Genomic DNA, 17988 nt, shown 5'->3' on the forward strand with positions numbered 1-17988 from the left:
GGAGCCATCGCCATGCGCACCCACTTTCATCGCCTCGCGTTCGCCGCGCCGCTGTTCGCCCTGGGCATCGCCGCGTTCGGCGCCGCGCCCGTCGCCGCGCAGGAGTTTCCGTCCAAGCCCATCAAGTTCGTCGTGCCGTTCCCGCCGGGCAGCGGCACCGACACCTCGGCGCGCTACTTCGGGCGCAAGCTCACCGAACTCACCGGCCAGCCCGTGGTCGTCGAGAACAAGCCCGGCGCCAACGGTTTCATTGCCGTGAAGGCCGTGCTCGCCGCGCCGGCCGACGGCTACACCGTGTTCGTGGGCAGCAACTCCACGCTGGCCGTGAACGTGGCGCTGTTCAAGTCGCTGCCCTACGACCCCGTCACCGAGTTGGCACCGCTCACGATGATGATGCGTTCGCCCGCACTCATCGTCGTGCCCGGCCCGTCGCCCTACAAGACCCTGCCCGAGCTGATGGCCGGCGCCAAGGCCAGGCCCGGCGCGCTCAACTACGGCGCGGGCTCGGCCGGCTACCAGCTCATGGCCGAGCTGTTCAACGACGCCGCCAAGGTGCAGACCCGCCACGTGCCCTTCAAGGGCGCGAGCGAAGCGCTCGTGGCCGTGGTGTCGAGCACCGTCGACCTGGCCTTTGCCGAGATCACCAGTGCGCAGGAGCTGGCCAAGTCGGGCAAGGTGCACGCGCTCGCGGTGGCGGCCGACAAGCGCCTGCCCGCGCTGCCCCACGTGCCCACCGCCGCCGAGGCTGGCCTGCCGGGCTTTGCGGCCTACACCTGGGTCGGCGCCATGGTGTCGGCCAAGACGCCCAAGGCCGAGACCGACAAGCTCGCCGCGCTGCTCACCAAGATCGAGACGCTGCCCGAAACGCGCGAGTTCTACGAGCGCATTGGCGCCGAAGTCATGCGCGGCGGGCCCGAGGAAATGCGCGCCTTTCAGGCCGCGGAAATCCAGCTGTGGAAACGCATCGCGGTGAAGGCCAATGTCGAACAGCAATAAGAAGGCGGCCGGAGCGCCCGCCGCGGGTGCGCTCTCGCACATCCGCGTGCTCGACCTCTCGCGCGTGCTGGCCGGCCCCTGGGCCAGCCAGACCCTGGGCGACTTGGGCGCCGAGGTCATCAAGCTCGAGCGCCCCGGGCGCGGCGACGACACCCGCTTGTGGGGGCCGCCGTTCTTGAAAGACCGCGAAGGCGCCGATACCCGCGACTCCGCCTACTACCTCTGTGCCAACCGCAACAAGCGCTCGGTGGCCGTCGACTTCACCACGCCCGCCGGCCAGGCGCTGGTGCGCGATCTGGCCGCACGCTGCGACGTGGTGGTCGAGAACTTCAAGGTCGGCAGCCTCGCGCAGTACGGGCTCGACCACGCCTCGCTGCTGGCCCTGAACCCGCGCCTCGTGTATTGCTCCATCACCGGCTTCGGCCAGACCGGCCCGTATGCCGAGCGCGCCGGCTACGACTTCCTCATGCAGGGCATGGGCGGCCTCATGAGCATCACCGGCCGCGCCGATGGCGAAGAGGGCGCCGGCCCGGTGAAGGTGGGCGTGGCGCTCACCGACATCCTCACCGGCCTGTACGCCAGCACCGCCATCCTGGCCGCGCTGCAGTCGCGCGACATCACCGGCGTGGGCCAGCACATCGATCTGGCGCTGCTCGACGTGCAGGTCGCCTGCCTCGCCAACCAGGGCATGAACCACCTGTACGGCGGCGAGCCGCGGCGCATGGGCAACGCCCACCCCAACACCGTGCCCTACCAGGACTTTCCCACGCAAGACGGCTTCATGATCCTGGCCATCGGCAACGACGGCCAGTTCGGCAACTTCTGCCGCGCGGCCGGCCATGCCGAATGGGCCGACGACACGCGCTTCAAGACCAACGCCGACCGTATCGCACACCGCACCGAACTCATCGCGCTGATGCGCGCGCTCACCGTCACCCGGCCCACTGCCGAGTGGATTGCGCTGTTCGAGCGTGTCGGCGTGCCCTGCGGTCCCATCAACACCATCGCCGACGTGTTCGCCGACCCGCAGGTGCGCGCACGCGGCACGCAGATCCACATGACGCACCCCGTGGCCGGCGACATCCCGCTCGTGGCCAGCCCGCTCAAGCTGTCGCAGACCCCCGTGGCCTACCGCCGTGCGCCGCCGCTGCTCGGGCAGGACACGCGGGACGTGCTCGCCGAAGTGATGGGCCTCGGGCCCGAGGCGATTGAAGAACTGATCAAACAAGGAGTCGTGGCATGAGCGCTTTGACGTCGCTGTCGATGACGGCGATCCCACCCGAAGACGAGGCGCTGCGCGCGCCCGTGCGGGCCTTTCTTTCCGAGGCGCTCGCCAAGGTGCCCGCGCACATTCGCGCCAAGTCGTGGTCGGGCTACGACAGCGCCTTCAGCCGCGAACTCGGCCGGCGCGGCTGGCTCGGCATCACCTTGCCCGCCGAGTACGGCGGGGGCGGCCGCAGCGCCTTCGCGCGCTACGTGCTCGTCGAGGAGTTTCTCAACTTCGGCGCACCCGTCGGCTCGCACTGGATCGCCGACCGCCAGAGCGGCCCGCTCATCCTCAAGTACGGCACCGAGGCGCAAAAGCGCTTCTACCTGCCGCCCATCTGCCGCGGCGAGTCGTTCTTCTGCATCGGCATGAGCGAGCCCAATGCCGGCTCCGACCTGGCCAGCGTGCGCACCCGCGCCACCCGCACGGCCAGCGGCTGGACGCTCAACGGCCAGAAGATCTGGACCACCAACGCCCACCACTGCCAGTACATGATCGCGCTCGTGCGCACCTCGGGAGAGCCGCAGGACCGCCACAAGGGCCTGTCGCAACTCATCGTCGACCTGAGCCTGCCGGGCGTCACCGTGCGGCCCATTGCCGACCTCTCGGGCGACTCGCACTTCTGCGAGGTCTTCTTCGACAACGTACAGCTCGCCCCCGACGCCCTCATCGGCGAAGAAGGCAAGGGCTGGGAGCAGGTGACCGCCGAGCTCGCCTTTGAACGCAGCGGCCCCGAGCGCTTGTTCTCGAGCATCGTGCTGTTCGACGAATGGCTCGCCTTCGTGCGCACCGACGCCGGCCGCACGCCCGCGTCGGTGCGGCTGGCCGGCAAGATCCTGAGCCAGCTCGCACCGCTGCGCGCCATGTCGCTCGCCGTGACCGAGAAGGTCGCGCAGGGCGGCAGCCCCATCGTCGAAGCCGCCCTGGTGAAAGACCTCGGCACCGGCGTCGAGCAGCTCATTCCGGCGGCCATTGCCGACGACCTCAGCGCGCGCGAAGGGCAGGACATTCCGCTCGAACTGCTGCGCACCCTCGACTACGTCACCCAGGTTGCGCCCTCGTTTTCGCTGCGCGGCGGCACGCGCGACATCCTGCGCGGAATGATCGCGCGCGGCCTTGGACTGCGCTGAAGCGGCCCCACCGCAAGAAGAAAGAAAAGAGACGAAGAGATGGATGACATCTACATCGACGCCCTGCGCGGCGTGCTGACCGACCGCTGCACCCTGCAGACCGTGCGCGACATTGAAGCTGGCGAAGGCCACGCCCCGGCCGCGCCGCTGTGGGAGGCCATCGAAGCCTCCGGCTTTGCGGACGCGCTGCTGCCCGAGTCCGAAGGCGGTGCCGGCCTGTCGCTCGGCGACGCCTTTGCACTCATCGAACTGTGCGGCCACTTCGTCGTGCCCGTGCCGCTGCCCGAAACCATGCTCGCACGTGCGCTGCTCGCCCAGGCCGGCCTGCGCCGCCCCGAAGGCAGCATCGCGCTTGCCACTGCGCGGCGCGCGGGCGACGGCACCTTCGTGTGCGACCGCGTCAGCGGTGGCCGCGTGGCCGACTGGGTGTTTGCCGGCATCGACGCCACGCACGCCGTGCTGTTGCCTGTCGATGCGGCCACCGCCAGCGCCGCCGTGGGCAGCCTCGACGCCACCCTGTCGTGGCCCCCGGCCGCACAAGCTGCCGCGCAGCCCGTGCCGATCGACGTCGAGGTGCGCGTGCTGCAGGCCGTCTTGCTCGCCGCGCAGCTTGCGGGCGCGCTCATGGCCGTGTTCACGCGCACGCTGCAGTACGCCAACGACCGCCAGCAGTTCGGCCGGCCCATCGGCAAGTTCCAGGCGATCCAGCACCAGCTCAGCGTCATCTCGGAACATGCCTTCGCGGCCCGCATGGCCGCGCAGATCGGCTGCTCGGGCGCGCGACCCGACCGCCTGCGCGCCGCCATCGCCAAGGCCCGCGCCAGCGAGGCCGCGCTCGAAGTGGCCGGACTGAGCCACTCCATTCACGGCGCCATCGGCTTCACCGAAGAGTTCGACCTGCAGATGTACACCCGCCGCCTGCACGCCTGGCGCCAGGCCGGCGGCTCCGAGTCGTACTGGCACGACGTGGTGGGCACCGAGCTGGTCGACCGCCGCGACGGCCTTGCGCTCGACCTCATCCGCGCCACCACCGATCCCGCGTGAGCGCCCGAACGACGACCATCAGACACCCAAGGAGATTCCGCATGACCACCGCCCCGTTCCTGAAGACCACGCGCGACGGCGCCATCCTCACGCTCACCATGAGCCAGCCCGCGACGCGCAACGCGCTCACCGGCAACACCGCCGTCGACGAGATCGTGCAGGCCTGCGCCGACATCACGCGCGACCGCAGCATCCGCGTCGTCGTGCTCACCGGCGAAGGCCCCGTGTTCAGCTCGGGTGGCAACGTGAAAGACATGCAGCGCTACGAGAAAGAGGGCCTGTCGCCCGAAGTGATCCGCGAGGAATACCGCAACGGCATCCAGCGCCTGCCCAAGGCGCTCTACAACCTCGACGTGCCCGTGATCGCCGCCGTCAACGGCCCCGCCGTCGGCGCGGGGCTCGACCTCACCTGCATGTGCGACATCCGCATCGCGTCGGAGAAGGCGACCTTTGCCGAGAGCTTCGTCAAGGTCGGCATCGTGCCCGGCGACGGCGGCGCCTGGCTGCTGCCGCGCGTGGTCGGCATGTCGAAGGCGTCAGAGATGGCCTTCACCGGTGACGCGCTGAGCGCGCAGGAGGCGCTGGCCTGCGGCCTCGTCTCGCGCGTCGTGCCCCACGAGCAACTGCTCGAAGAAAGCCTGCGACTTGCCGCCCGCATCGCCGCCAACCCCGGCGGCGTGCTGCGCATGACCAAGCGGCTGCTGCGCGAGGGCGAGCGCAGCACCCTCGAGTCGCTGCTCGAAATGTCGGCCGGCTACCAGGCCATTGCCCACATGACCGGCGACCACCGCGAGGCCGTGCGCGCGTTCGTGGAAAAGCGCAAGCCCGTGTTCGGCAACGACTGAAGGCCGCGTCCCGGCCAGCTTTTTTTTTCTTCTTTGCTTCTTCTTCGCCGGGCCCCCAATGCCCGCGACAAGACGGCCCGCTGTAGCGGTCGACAAACCCCGTGAAAGGATTTCGTTTGTTCCGACCTGTCGCAGCCCAGCTACGACAAGTCGAATAAATCAAAACGCGTGACCGCTGAGAAGCTCACCTCTGCGGCATGTCCTTCACCGAATAGCCAAGGCTCACCGTCGCGTCCTCGGGAATCGCCGGCATCGTCGCATTCCACGCCTGCCACTGCGTGCGCATCGCCTCCAGCCGCTGCGGCTCCTTCTTCCCCAGGTTCGCGCGTTCGCGCTCATCGGCCGGGATGTTGAACAGGTACTCGTTGCCGTCGACCTTCAGGTACTTCCAGTCGCCGTCGCGCATGGCTTCCTGGCCGCGGTGGTTCATGCGCCAGTGCAGGGGGCGGCGGAAGGTTTGGGCGGCGTCTTTGAGCACGGGCATCAGCGACACGCCATCGAGTGGGTAGGCTGCGTCGCCCTTCACGCCGGCGGCGTCGAGCATGGTGGCCGACCAGTCCATGGTCATGCACAGCTGGGTGCTCTCGCTGCCCTTGGCGATCACCTTCGGCCAGTGCGCGATCCATGGCACGCGGATGCCGCCTTCGGTCAAGTCCATCTTGCCGCCGACCAGCGGCCAGTTGTCCGAGAAGCGTTCGCCGCCGTTGTCGCTCGTGAACACGACGAGCGTGTTGTCGGCCATGCCGTGCTTTTCGAGCGCGGCCATGATCCAGCCGATGCCCTCGTCCATGTGATGGATCATGCGGCGGTACACGTGGATGTTGCCGCCCGACAGGTCGAACAGGTTGTCCTTCACGAGCGGCGCCTTGTCGGCGTCGTCGCGGGTTTCCCACGGCCAGTGGGGGGCGGTGTAGTGCAGGCTCAGGAAGAAGGGCGCCTCTTGCGCTGCCATGCGCTCGACGTAGTCGACGGCGCGCCTGGACAGCACGTCAGTCAGGTAGCCCTCGTCGTCCTTGTGCTCTTCTTCGCCGTACCAGAGGTCGTGGCGGCCGGCCGAGTCGCAATGCGTGAAGTAGTCGACACCGCCCGACATGGGGCCGAAGAATTCTTCATACCCCGAGCGCAGCGGGCCGAAGGTGGGCGGATAGCCCAGGTGCCACTTGCCGATGAGCGCGGTCTTGTAGCCGCTGTCTTTGAGCAGCGAGGGCAGGGTGGGGTGCTCGGTGGGCAGGCCCAGCGTGGTGCTGCCGCGGCTTCGGCTGTTGATGGGCTCTTCGGCCGCGCCGCGCAGGCGGTACTGGTAGCGCGCGGTGATCATCGCGAAGCGCGTGGGCGAGCACACGGGGGAGTTCGAGTAGCCCTGCGTGAGCTTCAGGCCGTTGGCAGCCAGGCCATCGAGCACGGGCGACACGCGGCCGAACGGCGCATCGCGCCCGCCGTAGCAGCCGAGGTCGGCATAGCCGAGGTCGTCGGCCACGATGAAGATGATGTTGGGGCGGGTGCTGCTGTGTGTCGTCATAGGTCGCGGGAGAGTTGTCGATCAGGGCTGATAACCGGACTTCTGCACGACCGGTGCCCACTGCGCCTTGTAGGCCTTGAGCATCGCGGCGGTCTGCGCCTGGGTGCTCACCACCGGCGTCATGCCGGCGTCCTTGAACTTGCGTTGGGTGTCGGGGTCCTGCATCACGGCGTGGATGGTGGTGGCCAGGCGTTCGACCTTCTCCTTGGGCATGCTGGCCGGCGCGAAGAAGGTGTTCCAGCCGGTGGCGGCGAGGTCGAGGCCGGCTTCCTTGAAGGTCGGAATGGTGGGCGCGAAGGGCGAGCGTTTTTCGCCCGACAGCGCCAGGATGCGCAGCTTGCCGGCAGTGTGCTGCGGCAGCACGACGTCTTCGGTGTCGACGGCAATGGGCACCTGGCCGCCGATCAGGTCGTTGAGCAACGGCGCAGAGCCACGGTAGCCCACCACTTGCGTTTGCACCTTGGCCTTGTCGCCGACCATGAGGCCGAAGAAGTGCGGCAGGCTGCCGGTGGCGGGCACGCCCACGTTGGCCTGCTGCGGGTTGGCGCGCATCCATGCGAGCAAGTGGTTCAGCTCGCGCACGGGCAGGGTGGGCGACACGGCCAGCGCAAAGTCGTAGGCGTTGACGTGCGACACAGGCACGAAGTCGCGCTCGGCGTCGTAGCCGTTGTCCTTGAAGACGAGCGGCGCCACGACCATCACGGCGGGGTTGGCGAGCATCAGCACGTTCTGGCCGGCGGGCGTGGCCCTGGCCTGCTGCGCGGCCAGGCGGCCGCCTGCGCCGGGCTTGTTCTCGACGATGACGGGCACGCCGAGTTTGGCGGTGAGCTTGTCGCCGACGATGCGCGCCACGCGGTCGGTGGCGCCGCCGGGCGCGTAGCCGACGACGATGCGCAGCGGGCTGTCGAGTGTGGCTTGGGCCTGTGCGCGTGCGAGGTGGGGAGCGGCAAGGGCCGCCGCGATGCCGGCCATGGCCAGCAAGGCGGCGAGGCGGCGACGCGTGGGGGTGAAGGAAGCGGAAGAAGCGAAGAGGGTGCGCGAGATCATGAAGGGTGTCCTTGGGGTCGATCGGTGGATCGGTCGGTCAGTCGTTGGCCTGGAAGTTCACGGCTTTCATGATGCCGGCCCAGCGGGCGGTGTCTTCGCGCATGGTCTTCACGAGCGCCTCGGGGCCGTCGCCCACGGGGTACATGCCGTTCTGCAGCAGTTGCTGGCGCACGTCGCGCGAGTTCACGGCACGGATGATTTCGGCGCGCAGTTTCTCGGCGGTGGCGGGCGGCGTCTTCAGCGGCGCGTAGTAGGCGAACCAGGCGGTGGCCACCACGTCCTTGTAGCCGCTCTCGACGAAGCTGGGCAACTGCGGCATGAGCGGCGAGCGCTTGTCGCCGCTGGTGGCCAGCACTTTCACGCGGCCGGTGGGCAGCATCTGCTGCGCGCCGCCGATGGTGTCGAAGTACACGGGCACGGTGCCGCCCATGAGGTCCTGCCGCGCGGGCGTGGAGCCGCGGTAGGGCACGTGCGTCATCTTCAGCCCGGCCGCGCGGTTGAGCATTTCGCCCAGGAAGTGCGAGGGCGTGCCGGCGCCGTAGGAACCGAAGCTGACCTTGTCGCCCTGCGCCCTGGCCCAGGTGATGAACTCGGCCAGCGTGTTGGCGGGCACGTCCTTGTGCACGGTGAGCGCCAGCTCGAAGCGCGCGGCGTTCACCAGCGGCACGAAGTCCCTGATCGGGTCGTACGACAGGTTGCGGTAGGCGCTGGGAAACATGGTCATCATGCTCGCGGTGCCCAGCAGCAGGGTGTGGCCGTCGGGCGCCGCGGTCTTCACGGCCTCCACGGCAATGCGGCCGGCCGCGCCCGAGCGGTTGTCGATGATGAGCGGGCCGAGCGACTCGCGCACCTGGTGGGCAATGGCGCGGGTCAGCACGTCCTGCGTGCCGCCGGCGGGCACGCCGATGAGCACCTTGATCGGCTGGCCGGGGGTGAAGGCTGCCGGCTGTTGTGCCATGGCAAAAGGCGCAAGCGGCGCAAGGGCCAGCCCGCCAAGGGTGGCCAGGGTGCGGCGGCGGGTCGGGTCGGGAAGCTGGGGCATCGTCAATGTCTCCGTGTCTCGTTCGGCGTACTGCAAGGGCCGGGCGGCTGGCCGCGGCTGCGGACGATTCTGGAGACGCTACATTCGATTGATCAAATCAACCATCGCCCGGATTTACCCGGCCTTTCGAAACCCCGCCCCATGACCGAAGACGCCGCCAATCCGCCGCGCCGCCCGCTGGACGACCTGCTGCTGTACCGGCTGTCGCGCCTGCTCGCGGTGGCGGGCAGCATGGTGATCCGGCTGTGCGAGGGCCGCTTCGGCATCACGCGGCGCGAGTGGCGCCTGATCGCGGTGCTGGCCAGCCGGGGCGAACTGGGCTCGTCGCAACTGGCCGAGCATGCACAGCTCGACCGCGCGCGCACCTCGAAGGCGGTGGGCTCGCTGGTGGCCAAGCGGCTGGTGACGCGCACGGCGCTGGCGGGCGACCGGCGGCAGGTGCGGCTGGGCCTCACGCCGACGGGGCAGGCGCTGTACGACGAGCTGTTCCCGCTGGTGGCGCGCATCAACGCCGAATTGATGGGCACGCTCGACGCGGGCGACGCCGCGCGTTTCGACGACGCGCTGCTCCGGCTGCAGGCGCACGCCGAAACCATGGTGGCGCAGGCGGTGCTGCCCAAGGCGGACCGGGGGCGCCACGCAGCGGCTGCGGCAGCTGCAGCAGCGAGCAACGGCAAGAAGGACACGGGCACGGCGCGCAGCGGCAAGGCCGTCAGTCCACCTTCATCCCGGTCGCCTTGACGATACGGCCGTAGCGCGCCTGCGCCGTGGCCAGGCGCGTGGCGGCCGCCGCATCGGTTTCGCCGAGCGCCACCATGTCGAGCGAGGCCAGGCGGCTCTTGAGTTCGGGCAGGCCCAGCGCCTTGTGCAGCGACTGGCGCAGCGTCTGCATCACGGGCTCGGGCGTGGCGGCCGGCACCATGGCGAGGTAGAGCACTTCGAACTCGAGGTCCTTCAGGCCCAGCTCGCCCACGGTGGGCACTTCGGGCAGCAGCGGCGCGCGCTGGCGGCCCGTCACGGCCAGTGCGCGCAGCTTGCCGGCCTGGATGTGCGGCAGCACGCCGGGCGTGGCGACGATGCCGGCCTGCACCTCGTTGCCCAGCATGGCCATCACGGCCGGAGCGTTGCCCTTGTAGGGCACGTGCACGATCTTCGCGCCCGTTGCACCCGAGAAAATCTCGGCGGCAATGTGGCCCGGGCTGCCGTTGCCGGCCGAGCTGAAGGTGGCGGGTTCGGCCTTGGCCTGCGTGATGAACTCGGGCAGCGTCCTTGCCTTCACCGACGCGGCGGTGGTGAAGCTCAGGCCCGACGAGCTGAAGATCATCAGCGGCTTGAGGTCTTTGGCCGCAAAGGGCATGGACGCGTACAGGTGCGGGTTGATGGTGAAGGTGCTGTCGATGCTTATCAGCACGGTGTAGCCGTCGGCGGGGCTCTTGGCCGCGGCGTCGGCGCCGATGTTGCCGCCCGCGCCGGGGCGGTTGTCGACCACGAAGGGCTGCTTCAGGTCTTTCTGCAGTGCATCGGCCAGCGCGCGCCCGAGGATGTCCAGCGGGCCGCCGGCCGGGAAGTTGACGAGGAACTTCACGGGCTTGGCGGGGTACGTCGCCTGGGCTTGCGCGGCGGGCGCGGCGAGGCCGAGGGCCAGCGCGGCGCAGGCGGCTGCGAGCGTGAGGCGGCGGCGCGCGCCGAAGGAAGAGGAAATCGTCGAGGAATAAATCGTGGTCATGGCTGCCTTGTCTGTCTCCGTATCCACGGCACTCTAGAAGGCTGCGCGGCGCGGCACAACTGAACTCTCTTCTGCCAGCTATTCCTTCTGGTTATATTTGAAAGCACACCGCCCCAATGGTTTCGAGGAGAACCACATGTCAGCCATGAACTTTGAGCGCCTGAAGATGCGCCACCTGCAATGTCTCGTCATGGTGGCGCAAGAGCGAAACCTCGTGCGCGCGGCCGGGGCGCTGTCGCTCACGCAACCGGCGGTGTCGAAGACGGTGGCCGAACTCGAAGAGATCGTCGGGCGCCAGCTGCTGGTGCGCCGCCGCCGCGGCGTGGAGCTCACGCCCGCGGCCGAGGTGCTGGTGCGGCATGCGGTGTCGGCGCTGCGTGGCCTGCGCGAAGGCCTGGGCCTGGCGATGGACCAGCCCGAGGCCGACCAGCTGCGCGTGGTGGTCGGCGCCTTGCCGAACATGGCCGCGCACCTGCTGCCCGAGGCGGTCTCGCGGCTGCATGCGGCGCACCCGGCGATGCGCGTGCGCGTGGTGAGCGGCACCAACGCGCAGCTGATGACGCAGCTGCGCCAGGGCGAAATCGATCTCGTGCTCGGCCGGCTCGCGCAAGCCTCGGCCATGGCCGACCTGGCCTTCGAGCAGCTGTACAGCGAGGTGCTGCTGCTGGTGGTGCGACCCGGCCATCCGCTGGCGTCGCGGCGCAAGCCCACGCTCGACGCGCTGGCGGCCTATCCGCTGGTGCTGCCGGTGTCGGGCACGCTGATCCGGCACACGGCCGACGCTTTCCTCATCGCGCAAGGCCTCGCCCTGCCGGCGCGGCTGGTTGAAGCAACCGACACCAGCTTTGCAGTCGGCCTGCTGCAGCGCTCCGACGCGGTGTGGTTCGCGCCCCAGGGCGCGGTGGAAGGTTTCGTGGCGCGCGGCGAGCTGAAGCGCGTGGCCATCGACACGGCGAGCACCGAAGGCCCCGTGGGCATCACCATGCGGCGCGGCAGCGAGACGGGCGAGGGCGCGCGGCTGCTGCTGGACACCATCCGGGGCATTGCGGCCACGCGTGCCGGCTGAAGGATTTTTTCGCGGATTCTTCAGGATTGCGGCGAACCGCAGTTGCTCGCGGCTGGCGCTCGAAACGACTTCCTCGGCGTGGTCGGCATCCGCGATTGCGAACGCGGCTGGGTGCACCCCTGGTGTTGCGGACGCGCGAGGAGCGAAAGAGGAGCGAAAGAAAAAGCGGCGGGGCCTCAGCCCGCCGCCGCGCCCTGCAGCGCCCCCGCGGGCTGACCCATCGCCGGATCAATGCCCTCGAAGCGCATCTTCGGCAGGAACTGCGGGTACTCGCGCTGCATGAAGTCGATGACGCCTTCGCGCACGTTGCAGCGCAGGTCGAACGCCAGGCCGGAGGTCGCTGCGGTGCAGAGCACGCGGACCTGCATGGTGCGTTCGGTGGCGTCGGTCACGCGCAGATTGAAGAAGCGGCCGTCCCACTCGGGCGCGGCCTTCACGATGCGCTCGACCTCGGCGCGCAGCGGCGCCAGCGGCATGCCGTAGTCCAGGTAGAAGAAGACCGAGCCGAGCAGTTCGGCCGAGTGGCGGGTCCAGTTCTGGAAGGGCTTTTCGATGAAGTAGGTGAGCGGCAGGATGAGGCGCCGGTCGTCCCAGATGCGCACGACCACGAAGGTGCCGGTGATTTCCTCGACGCGGCCCCATTCGCCCTCGACCACGAGCACGTCGTCGATGCGAATGGGCTGCGACAGCGCGATCTGCAGGCCCGCGATGAGGTTGCTGAAGACCGGCTTGGCCGCCAGGCCGGCCACGATGCCGATCACGCCGGCCGAGGCCAGCAGGCTGGCACCGACCTGGCGCGCGCCCGGAAAGGTCATGAGCATCATGGCGCCGCCGGCCACCACGACGACCGACATGGCGGTGCGCGCGAGCACGCGGGTCTGCGTGAGCACGCGGCGCGCCTGCAGGTTGTCGGAGATGTCGGAGGGATGCTGCGCGAGCACGCCGTCGGCAAACCCGCTGATGGCCTTGAGCACGAACCAGGTGCTGGCCGCGATGAGCAGCAGCCCCGTGAGATGCCGCACGCTGCCGAGATAGCGCAGGTCTTCGGGCGCCGCCTGCCACACCATCATGAGTGCCGCCAGCGGCAGCACCAGCCGCGCGGGGGCGGTGCAGTTGACCACCATCGCGTGCACGGCGGGGGCCGGGCGGGTGATCCGCCGCAGGACCATGCCACCGATGCGGTGGGCGAGAAGGGCGAGAGGAACGGCGATGAGGGCGGCAATCCAGGTGCCGAACCAGGGGTGTGCAAGGAGCTCTTGGGTCATCAGGCGGGGGTGGTCTTTGCTTCTGCGTGGTGGTCGTTCAGTGGTTGAAGAATGCGCGCTGCGTCGTCGCGCAGCTGCGTGGCGAGCGCCGTGGCCAGGTCGAGCCGGCGCACCAGCCAGGGGCTGATGTCGTTGTCGAACGGGTCGGGCAATGGAATGGGGCCGCCGACGGTGGTGGCACCCGTGCTCTCGGGGTGAGAGGGCCCTGCGATCGGAATGGTTCCCAGCGCAGCCTCGATGCGTTGCGCGGTGCGCACGAGCGGGCCTTCGATGTCGCCGGGCGTGAGGCGGTCGCGGCGCAGAACGAGCATCGACTTCACGGCGCTGAGCTGCGCGAGCAACTGGTAGCTGTGGGCCTGCAGATGCTCCAGCGGCTCCAGCGGCGGCTGCACGGCGCGCGGTTCGGAGAGCGAACGTTGCGTGGCCTGCACCAGCGCCGAGAGGCTGTCGTAGGCCTCGCGGCGCGCGAGGCGCCATTCGAGTTCGGGGCTGCTCTGGATGGCCTGCAGCTGGCCCAGGCCGAGCGCGAGCCGCGCGTGGCGCGCCTGCGCAGTGAGCACGCGCGCCACCAGCGCCGGAATCTGCGTGCGCTCCCACGAGGGCAGCACGTAGCAGAAGCCCCAGGCCAGCGCGGCGCCGATCAGCGTGTCGGCGATGCGCTCGAACAGCGCGAAGATGGGCGCGGTGCCGGAGTTCAGCATGTGGGCCTGCAGCAGGCCCAGCACGGTGGCGGCCACGGCGGTGACGAGGTAGCGCCGCACCGCGAAGCTGTGGGCAATGGCCTGCGCGATGGTCACGGTCACCAGCAGCATCAGCGCCGAGGGGTGTGCCGACAGCAGGCCGACCGCGAGCACGCAGCCCAGCAGCGTGCCGGCGACGCGGTGATTACGTCGCTCCAGCGTCTGCGAGAGGCTGCCGCGCAGCACCACCACGATGGTCAGCAAGATCCAGTAGTCGTGCGACCCCCAGGGCATCGACACGGCGATGCCGTAGCCGGCCGCAATGGCCAGCGCGGCGCGGATGGCGTGGCGCAGCGGCGGCGCGTCCCAGCGCCACAGCGCGAGGAAGGGGCGCAGCGACCAGTCGGTCGGGCTCACGAAAAGCTGCCAGTTGGCGCGCACGACGGCCAGGTTGGGCTCGGCATCGCCGCGCGCCATGGCCGCGAGGCGCAGCACCTCGTCGTTGATGTGGCCGATGCGGCTGGCCAGCCCGCGCGCGAGCATCGCGGCCGACGGGCCCATCTGGCCGGGCGTGTCTTCGTCGTCCGCCGTCACGTGGATCGCGGCCAGACGCGGCCGCCGGTCGGCCACGGCGGCGGGGTGGCGGCGCATGAGCAGCGCATCGGCCAGGCCGCTCGTTTCGTCGGCCAGCTCTTCGAGGATGCGGCGCATCTTGACGAGCGCCTGGGCGTGTGAGGGATGGGCGCGCAGGGCGTCGAGGTCGAGCTCGCTGGCGAGCAGCTGGTCGCGCATCTCGAGCACGATCACGAGCATGCCGGCCAGGCGCTGGCGGCGCGGCGTGCGGGGCGACTCGAGCACGATGTCGCGCGTGGCCTGCAGCTGGTCGGCCAGCGCGGCCTGCTCACGCAGCAGCTGGCCCAGCAGCGAGGCGGGCGTGTCGCGGATGTCGCGGGTTTCGTCCTGCGGCGTGAACTGGCTGGCCTCGGTGCGCATGAGCGCGGCCAGCGAAAACAGCACGTCGGCGATCGACTGGGTGCGAAAGCGACCGTTGAGCAGCAGGTTGGCCAGCGTGGCCCACACCACGTACAGGCCGGCGCCCAGACCGAACTCCTGTGTGCGCGCAATGGCATCGGCCAGCCCGGCGGGGGCTGGCGTGGCCATGGAGAAGATCATCGAGAACATCACCGCGATGGCGATGGGAATGCCGCGCTTGCCCCAGGCCATGGCCACGAAGGCCATGAAGGTGGCGGGCACCAGCAGCAGCCCGAGTCGGATCGGTGCGCCGTGCAGCATCTGTACCGCGAAGAACAGCGGCAGGCCGATGAGCGGCGCCGGCAGCATCTGCAGGAACTTGCCGCGGCGCGGGCCGGGCAGGTCGGGCGGCGCGGTGACGATCACGCCCGTGGCGGCAGCCGAGGCGGCCAGGGTGCCCAGCCACAGGTGCACGCCGCCCGAGATCACGAGCAGGCCGAGTGCGACGGTGAGCCCGCTCGCAACGTAGTGGCTCAGCGCAATGCGCAACGCCGCACGAACCCGTGCGGCGGCGCCCGGCCCCGTCATCACTTGGCGGAGGCGTCGCCCTCGGCGGGCGCCTCGCGCTTGATGCGGGTGAGCTTGCGCGGGGCGGCCGGCGCGGCGGGGGCTGCCGCGGGGGCTTGCACGCTGCCGTCGAGCGAGGCCGCCGTCTGGTCGGTCACGGTGCTGCGGGCGTACAGGTCGACCGAGGCGTCGTCGGGCGTCGAGCGGGTCGAAGCCGACACGGCGCGCACGCGGTCGCTGGCGCGCAGCTTGTCGTCCACGTTGGCGAACTTGGAATACTTGGCGAGCAGCGGCACCAGCTGGCCGTACACGCGCGGGGCGCCGGCCAGGCACTCGCGCTGGTCGAGGAACTCGGGCTCGCCCGTGAAGTTGCCGATGAGGCCACCGGCCTCGGTCACCAGCAGCGAGCCGGCCGCCACGTCCCAGGGGTTCAGGCCGGTTTCGAAGAAGCCGTCGGTGAAGCCGGCGGCCACGTAGGCCAGGTCGAGCGCGGCCGCGCCGGGTCGGCGCAGGCCGGCCATGCGGGGCATCATGTCCGCCATGATGGCCAGGTACTGCTTGAAGTTGTCGCCCGTGCGGAACGGGAAGCCGGTGGAAATGAGGCACTCGCTGAGCTTCACGCGCTTGGACACGCGGATGCGGCGCTCGTTCATGTAGGCGCCGCGGCCCTTGGTGGCCGTGAACAGGTCGTTGCGCGACGGGTCGAAAACGACCGCCTGCTCGATCTTGCCGCGCACCGACAGCGCGATCGACACGCAGTAGACCGGGAAGCCGTGGATGAAGTTGGTGGTGCCGTCGAGCGGATCGATGATCCAGACGAATTCGGAGTCTTTGGCACCGTATTCGGTGCCCGATTCTTCGGCCAGGATGCCGTGCCCCGGGTAGGCGCCCAGCAAGGTCTCGATGATGACCTTCTCGCTGGCGTGATCGACTTCGGTGACGAAGTCGTTGACCTGCTTCTGGGAGATACGCACGGCCTCGACGTCGAGGGCGGCGCGATTGATGATGGCGCCGGCGGCGCGTGCGGCCTTGACGGCCACATTGAGCATGGGATGCAGGTTGGGGGACGACATTCTGGATTGTGAGAAGAACGGTGAGGTAGGCCCCTCTGGAGGTGACCCTGCGGTCCGGCGATGCGGGCGGCGAGAATCGGGCATTTTACCGGCTCAGCCCGTTTGTGTCTTCCCCACCCGTCATGCGTACCCGTTTCATCCTCATCCAGACCAGCCACGCCGGCAATGTGGGCGCCGCCGCCCGCGCCATGAAAACCATGGGTTTCGACGACCTGGTGCTGGTGACGCCCCGCTGGGCCAACGTGCTGCGGCGCGAGGAAACCATCCAGCGCGCCAGCGGCGCCCTGGACGTGCTGAACAACGCCCGCATCGTCGAGACGCTCGATGAAGCCCTCGACGGCGTGACCCACCTGTGCGCCACGGCCATGATCCCGCGCGACTTCGGCCCACCCACGCGCACGCCGCGCGAGCACCTGGAGCCGCTGGCCACGCAGGGCGACCAGCACGTGGCCTTCCTGTTCGGCTCGGAGCGTTTCGGCATGCGCAACGAGGACGTCTACCGCTGCAACGTGGCCCTGAGCATCCCGACCGACCCGAAGTTCGGCTCGCTCAACCTGGGCGCGGCCATCCAGGTGGTGGCCTACGAATGGCGCCTGGCGCTGGGCGGCTACGGCGTGCGCGAGGCCATCGCGCCGGTGGAGGCGGCCGACGCGCGGGCCGTGGCCGGCATGCTCGACCACTGGGAACGCTCGCTGGTCGACATCGGCTTTCTCGACCCGGCGGCGCCCAAGAAACTCATGCCGCGACTGCAGCAGCTGTTCAACCGCGCACAGCCCACGCCCGAGGAAATCCATATCCTGCGCGGCATCGCCAAGGCCATGAGTGACGCCACCCGGCCGCCGCGCGGCAGCTGAACTGCAACAAAACCCCATCGCGCGTAAGCGAAGACGCCCGGCTTTAGACTGCCCGGCCCCTATCGATATAACGACAACAAAGGCAGCGATGTTCTCTCGCCTGCGCGCCGACATCCGGTGCATCCTCGAACGCGACCCGGCCGCCCGCAGCGCCTGGGAAGTGGTCACGGTCTACCCTGGCTTCCATGCGGTCGTGCTGCACCGCTGGGCGCATGCCTGTTGGACCCACGGTTTCAAGTGGCCGGCCCGCTTCATCGCGCACTGCGCGCGTGGGCTCACGGGCATCGAGATCCATCCGGCCGCCAAGATCGGCGAGCGCGTGTTCTTCGACCACGCCATGGGCGTGGTGGTCGGCGAAACCGCCGAGATCGGCGACGGCTGCACCATCTACCAGGGCGTGACCTTGGGCGGCACCTCGCTCTACAAGGGCACCAAGCGCCATCCGACGCTGGGCAAGAACGTGGTGGTGAGCGCGGGCGCCAAGGTGCTGGGCGGCTTCGTCGTGGGTGACGGCGCCAAGATCGGCTCCAACGCGGTGGTCATCAAGCCGGTACCGGCCGGCGCCACGGCGGTGGGCATTCCCGCGCGCATCATCCCCTCGAAAGAGGGCGAGAGCGCCGACGTGTCCGCGCCGCAGAAGTTCACGGCCTACGGCATCACGCAGGACGACGACCCGCTGAGCCAGGCCATGCGCGGGCTGATCGACAACGCATCGAGCCAGGAGCACCAGATCGCGCTCTTGTGGCAGGCCATCGAGAAGCTGTCGGCGCAGCCGGGCACGAAGGATTGCGTGCCGGGCGACGCGGCGCGCGGCGAGAGCTTCGAGGCCGAGAAGCTCTCGCAGCTCATCGGCAAGTAAGCAGGCCGGCAGAAGAGGGCGCCGCCGGCCGTGGTC

Annotated in this window: 16 protein-coding genes; 9 read left to right on the forward strand and 7 right to left on the reverse strand. The window is 69.5% G+C overall.

Going from position 1 to position 17988, the window contains the following annotated elements; translation table 11 throughout:
• Positions 1-12 precede the first annotated feature (12 nt).
• The 5 genes from ASD34_RS16135 to ASD34_RS16155 are packed head-to-tail and all read left to right on the forward strand — an operon-like array spanning position 13 to position 5282.
• Positions 13-996 (forward strand): Bug family tripartite tricarboxylate transporter substrate binding protein, encoded by a 984-nt coding sequence (locus ASD34_RS16135; RefSeq protein ID WP_056579444.1) that lies wholly within the window; start codon positions 13-15, stop codon positions 994-996.
• Positions 980-2239 carry a CaiB/BaiF CoA transferase family protein gene (locus ASD34_RS16140; RefSeq protein ID WP_056579446.1) on the forward strand — a complete coding sequence of 420 codons (1260 nt, stop codon included), beginning with the start codon at positions 980-982 and terminating at the stop codon, positions 2237-2239. Before ASD34_RS16135 ends, ASD34_RS16140 begins: the two co-directional genes overlap by 17 nt.
• Complete coding sequence (locus tag ASD34_RS16145) at positions 2236-3393, forward strand: acyl-CoA dehydrogenase family protein (RefSeq protein WP_056579448.1); 1158 nt, start codon at positions 2236-2238, stop codon at positions 3391-3393. The genes ASD34_RS16140 and ASD34_RS16145 overlap by 4 nt, the downstream gene beginning before the upstream one ends.
• A 39-nt stretch (positions 3394-3432) precedes the next feature.
• Positions 3433-4437, forward strand: a complete 1005-nt coding sequence (locus ASD34_RS16150) for an acyl-CoA dehydrogenase (protein ID WP_056579450.1) — start codon at positions 3433-3435, stop codon at positions 4435-4437.
• Positions 4438-4478: 41 nt separating this feature from the next.
• Complete coding sequence (locus tag ASD34_RS16155) at positions 4479-5282, forward strand: crotonase/enoyl-CoA hydratase family protein (RefSeq protein WP_056579453.1); 804 nt, start codon at positions 4479-4481, stop codon at positions 5280-5282.
• Positions 5283-5466: 184 nt separating this feature from the next.
• Here the strand turns inward: ASD34_RS16155 and ASD34_RS16160 are convergent, their stop codons facing one another.
• Genes ASD34_RS16160 through ASD34_RS16170 form a run of 3 tightly spaced genes read right to left on the reverse strand, consistent with a single transcriptional unit; the run spans position 5467 to position 8890 of the window.
• The gene (locus ASD34_RS16160; protein WP_056579455.1) at positions 5467-6801 is read right to left on the reverse strand and encodes a sulfatase; all 1335 of its coding nucleotides are present in this window, start codon (positions 6799-6801) and stop codon (positions 5467-5469) included.
• A gap of 21 nt (positions 6802-6822) precedes the next feature.
• The gene (locus ASD34_RS16165) at positions 6823-7848 is read right to left on the reverse strand and encodes a Bug family tripartite tricarboxylate transporter substrate binding protein (protein WP_414929879.1); all 1026 of its coding nucleotides are present in this window, start codon (positions 7846-7848) and stop codon (positions 6823-6825) included.
• 37 nt (positions 7849-7885) lie between these two features.
• Positions 7886-8890, reverse strand: a complete 1005-nt coding sequence (locus ASD34_RS16170) for a Bug family tripartite tricarboxylate transporter substrate binding protein (RefSeq protein WP_056579457.1) — start codon at positions 8888-8890, stop codon at positions 7886-7888.
• A 141-nt stretch (positions 8891-9031) separates the two neighbouring features.
• Between ASD34_RS16170 and ASD34_RS16175 the strand changes: the two genes are divergently transcribed.
• Positions 9032-9631, forward strand: a complete 600-nt coding sequence (locus tag ASD34_RS16175; protein WP_082548739.1) for a MarR family winged helix-turn-helix transcriptional regulator — start codon at positions 9032-9034, stop codon at positions 9629-9631.
• Here the strand turns inward: ASD34_RS16175 and ASD34_RS16180 are convergent.
• Positions 9603-10616, reverse strand: coding sequence for a Bug family tripartite tricarboxylate transporter substrate binding protein (locus ASD34_RS16180; protein WP_056579460.1), 1014 nt, complete (start codon positions 10614-10616; stop codon positions 9603-9605). The two genes, ASD34_RS16175 and ASD34_RS16180, sit on opposite strands and share 29 nt — an antisense overlap.
• 136 nt (positions 10617-10752) lie before the next feature.
• Between ASD34_RS16180 and pcaQ the strand changes: the two genes are divergently transcribed.
• On the forward strand, positions 10753-11682 hold the full coding sequence (gene pcaQ / locus ASD34_RS16185) for a pca operon transcription factor PcaQ (protein WP_056579462.1): 930 nt from the start codon (positions 10753-10755) through the stop codon (positions 11680-11682).
• A 176-nt stretch (positions 11683-11858) separates the two neighbouring features.
• Here pcaQ and ASD34_RS16190 read toward each other — a convergent pair whose 3' ends face one another.
• From ASD34_RS16190 to ASD34_RS16200, 3 genes are read right to left on the reverse strand one after another with little or no spacing between them, the layout of a single operon-like run.
• Positions 11859-12947: a mechanosensitive ion channel family protein gene (locus tag ASD34_RS16190; RefSeq protein ID WP_056579465.1), complete on the reverse strand. Its 1089-nt coding sequence runs from the start codon at positions 12945-12947 to the stop codon at positions 11859-11861.
• Positions 12947-15187 carry an FUSC family protein gene (locus ASD34_RS16195; RefSeq protein ID WP_056579468.1) on the reverse strand — a complete coding sequence of 747 codons (2241 nt, stop codon included), beginning with the start codon at positions 15185-15187 and terminating at the stop codon, positions 12947-12949. The genes ASD34_RS16190 and ASD34_RS16195 overlap by 1 nt, the downstream gene beginning before the upstream one ends.
• Complete coding sequence (locus ASD34_RS16200) at positions 15187-16239, reverse strand: inositol monophosphatase family protein (protein ID WP_056579472.1); 1053 nt, start codon at positions 16237-16239, stop codon at positions 15187-15189. The genes ASD34_RS16195 and ASD34_RS16200 overlap by 1 nt, the downstream gene beginning before the upstream one ends.
• 122 nt (positions 16240-16361) lie before the next feature.
• Here ASD34_RS16200 and ASD34_RS16205 point away from each other — a divergent pair, with 122 nt between their 5' ends.
• A complete protein-coding gene (locus tag ASD34_RS16205; protein ID WP_056579474.1) occupies positions 16362-17093 on the forward strand; it encodes an RNA methyltransferase in 732 nt (243 codons plus the stop codon).
• Positions 17094-17160: 67 nt separating this feature from the next.
• Positions 17161-17952 carry a serine O-acetyltransferase gene (gene cysE / locus ASD34_RS16210; protein WP_268810583.1) on the forward strand — a complete coding sequence of 264 codons (792 nt, stop codon included), beginning with the start codon at positions 17161-17163 and terminating at the stop codon, positions 17950-17952.
• The last annotated feature ends 36 nt before the right edge of the window (positions 17953-17988 follow it).

This window comes from Variovorax sp. Root473, from assembly GCF_001426505.1.
Classification (GTDB): domain Bacteria; phylum Pseudomonadota; class Gammaproteobacteria; order Burkholderiales; family Burkholderiaceae_C; genus Variovorax.

Excerpts from the sequence above, each read along its gene's own strand:
- ASD34_RS16135 (WP_056579444.1), top strand. The coding sequence starts at position 13 with ATGCGCACCCACTTTCATCGCCTCGCGTTCGCCGCGCCGCTGTTCGCC.
- ASD34_RS16140 (WP_056579446.1), top strand. The coding sequence starts at position 980 with ATGTCGAACAGCAATAAGAAGGCGGCCGGAGCGCCCGCCGCGGGTGCG.
- ASD34_RS16145 (WP_056579448.1), top strand. The coding sequence starts at position 2,236 with ATGAGCGCTTTGACGTCGCTGTCGATGACGGCGATCCCACCCGAAGAC.
- ASD34_RS16150 (WP_056579450.1), top strand. The coding sequence starts at position 3,433 with ATGGATGACATCTACATCGACGCCCTGCGCGGCGTGCTGACCGACCGC.
- ASD34_RS16155 (WP_056579453.1), top strand. The coding sequence starts at position 4,479 with ATGACCACCGCCCCGTTCCTGAAGACCACGCGCGACGGCGCCATCCTC.
- ASD34_RS16160 (WP_056579455.1), bottom strand. The coding sequence starts at position 6,801 with ATGACGACACACAGCAGCACCCGCCCCAACATCATCTTCATCGTGGCC.
- ASD34_RS16165 (WP_414929879.1), bottom strand. The coding sequence starts at position 7,848 with ATGATCTCGCGCACCCTCTTCGCTTCTTCCGCTTCCTTCACCCCCACG.
- ASD34_RS16170 (WP_056579457.1), bottom strand. The coding sequence starts at position 8,890 with ATGCCCCAGCTTCCCGACCCGACCCGCCGCCGCACCCTGGCCACCCTT.
- ASD34_RS16175 (WP_082548739.1), top strand. The coding sequence starts at position 9,032 with ATGACCGAAGACGCCGCCAATCCGCCGCGCCGCCCGCTGGACGACCTG.
- ASD34_RS16180 (WP_056579460.1), bottom strand. The coding sequence starts at position 10,616 with ATGACCACGATTTATTCCTCGACGATTTCCTCTTCCTTCGGCGCGCGC.
- pcaQ (WP_056579462.1), top strand. The coding sequence starts at position 10,753 with ATGTCAGCCATGAACTTTGAGCGCCTGAAGATGCGCCACCTGCAATGT.
- ASD34_RS16190 (WP_056579465.1), bottom strand. The coding sequence starts at position 12,947 with ATGACCCAAGAGCTCCTTGCACACCCCTGGTTCGGCACCTGGATTGCC.
- ASD34_RS16195 (WP_056579468.1), bottom strand. The coding sequence starts at position 15,187 with ATGACGGGGCCGGGCGCCGCCGCACGGGTTCGTGCGGCGTTGCGCATT.
- ASD34_RS16200 (WP_056579472.1), bottom strand. The coding sequence starts at position 16,239 with ATGTCGTCCCCCAACCTGCATCCCATGCTCAATGTGGCCGTCAAGGCC.
- ASD34_RS16205 (WP_056579474.1), top strand. The coding sequence starts at position 16,362 with ATGCGTACCCGTTTCATCCTCATCCAGACCAGCCACGCCGGCAATGTG.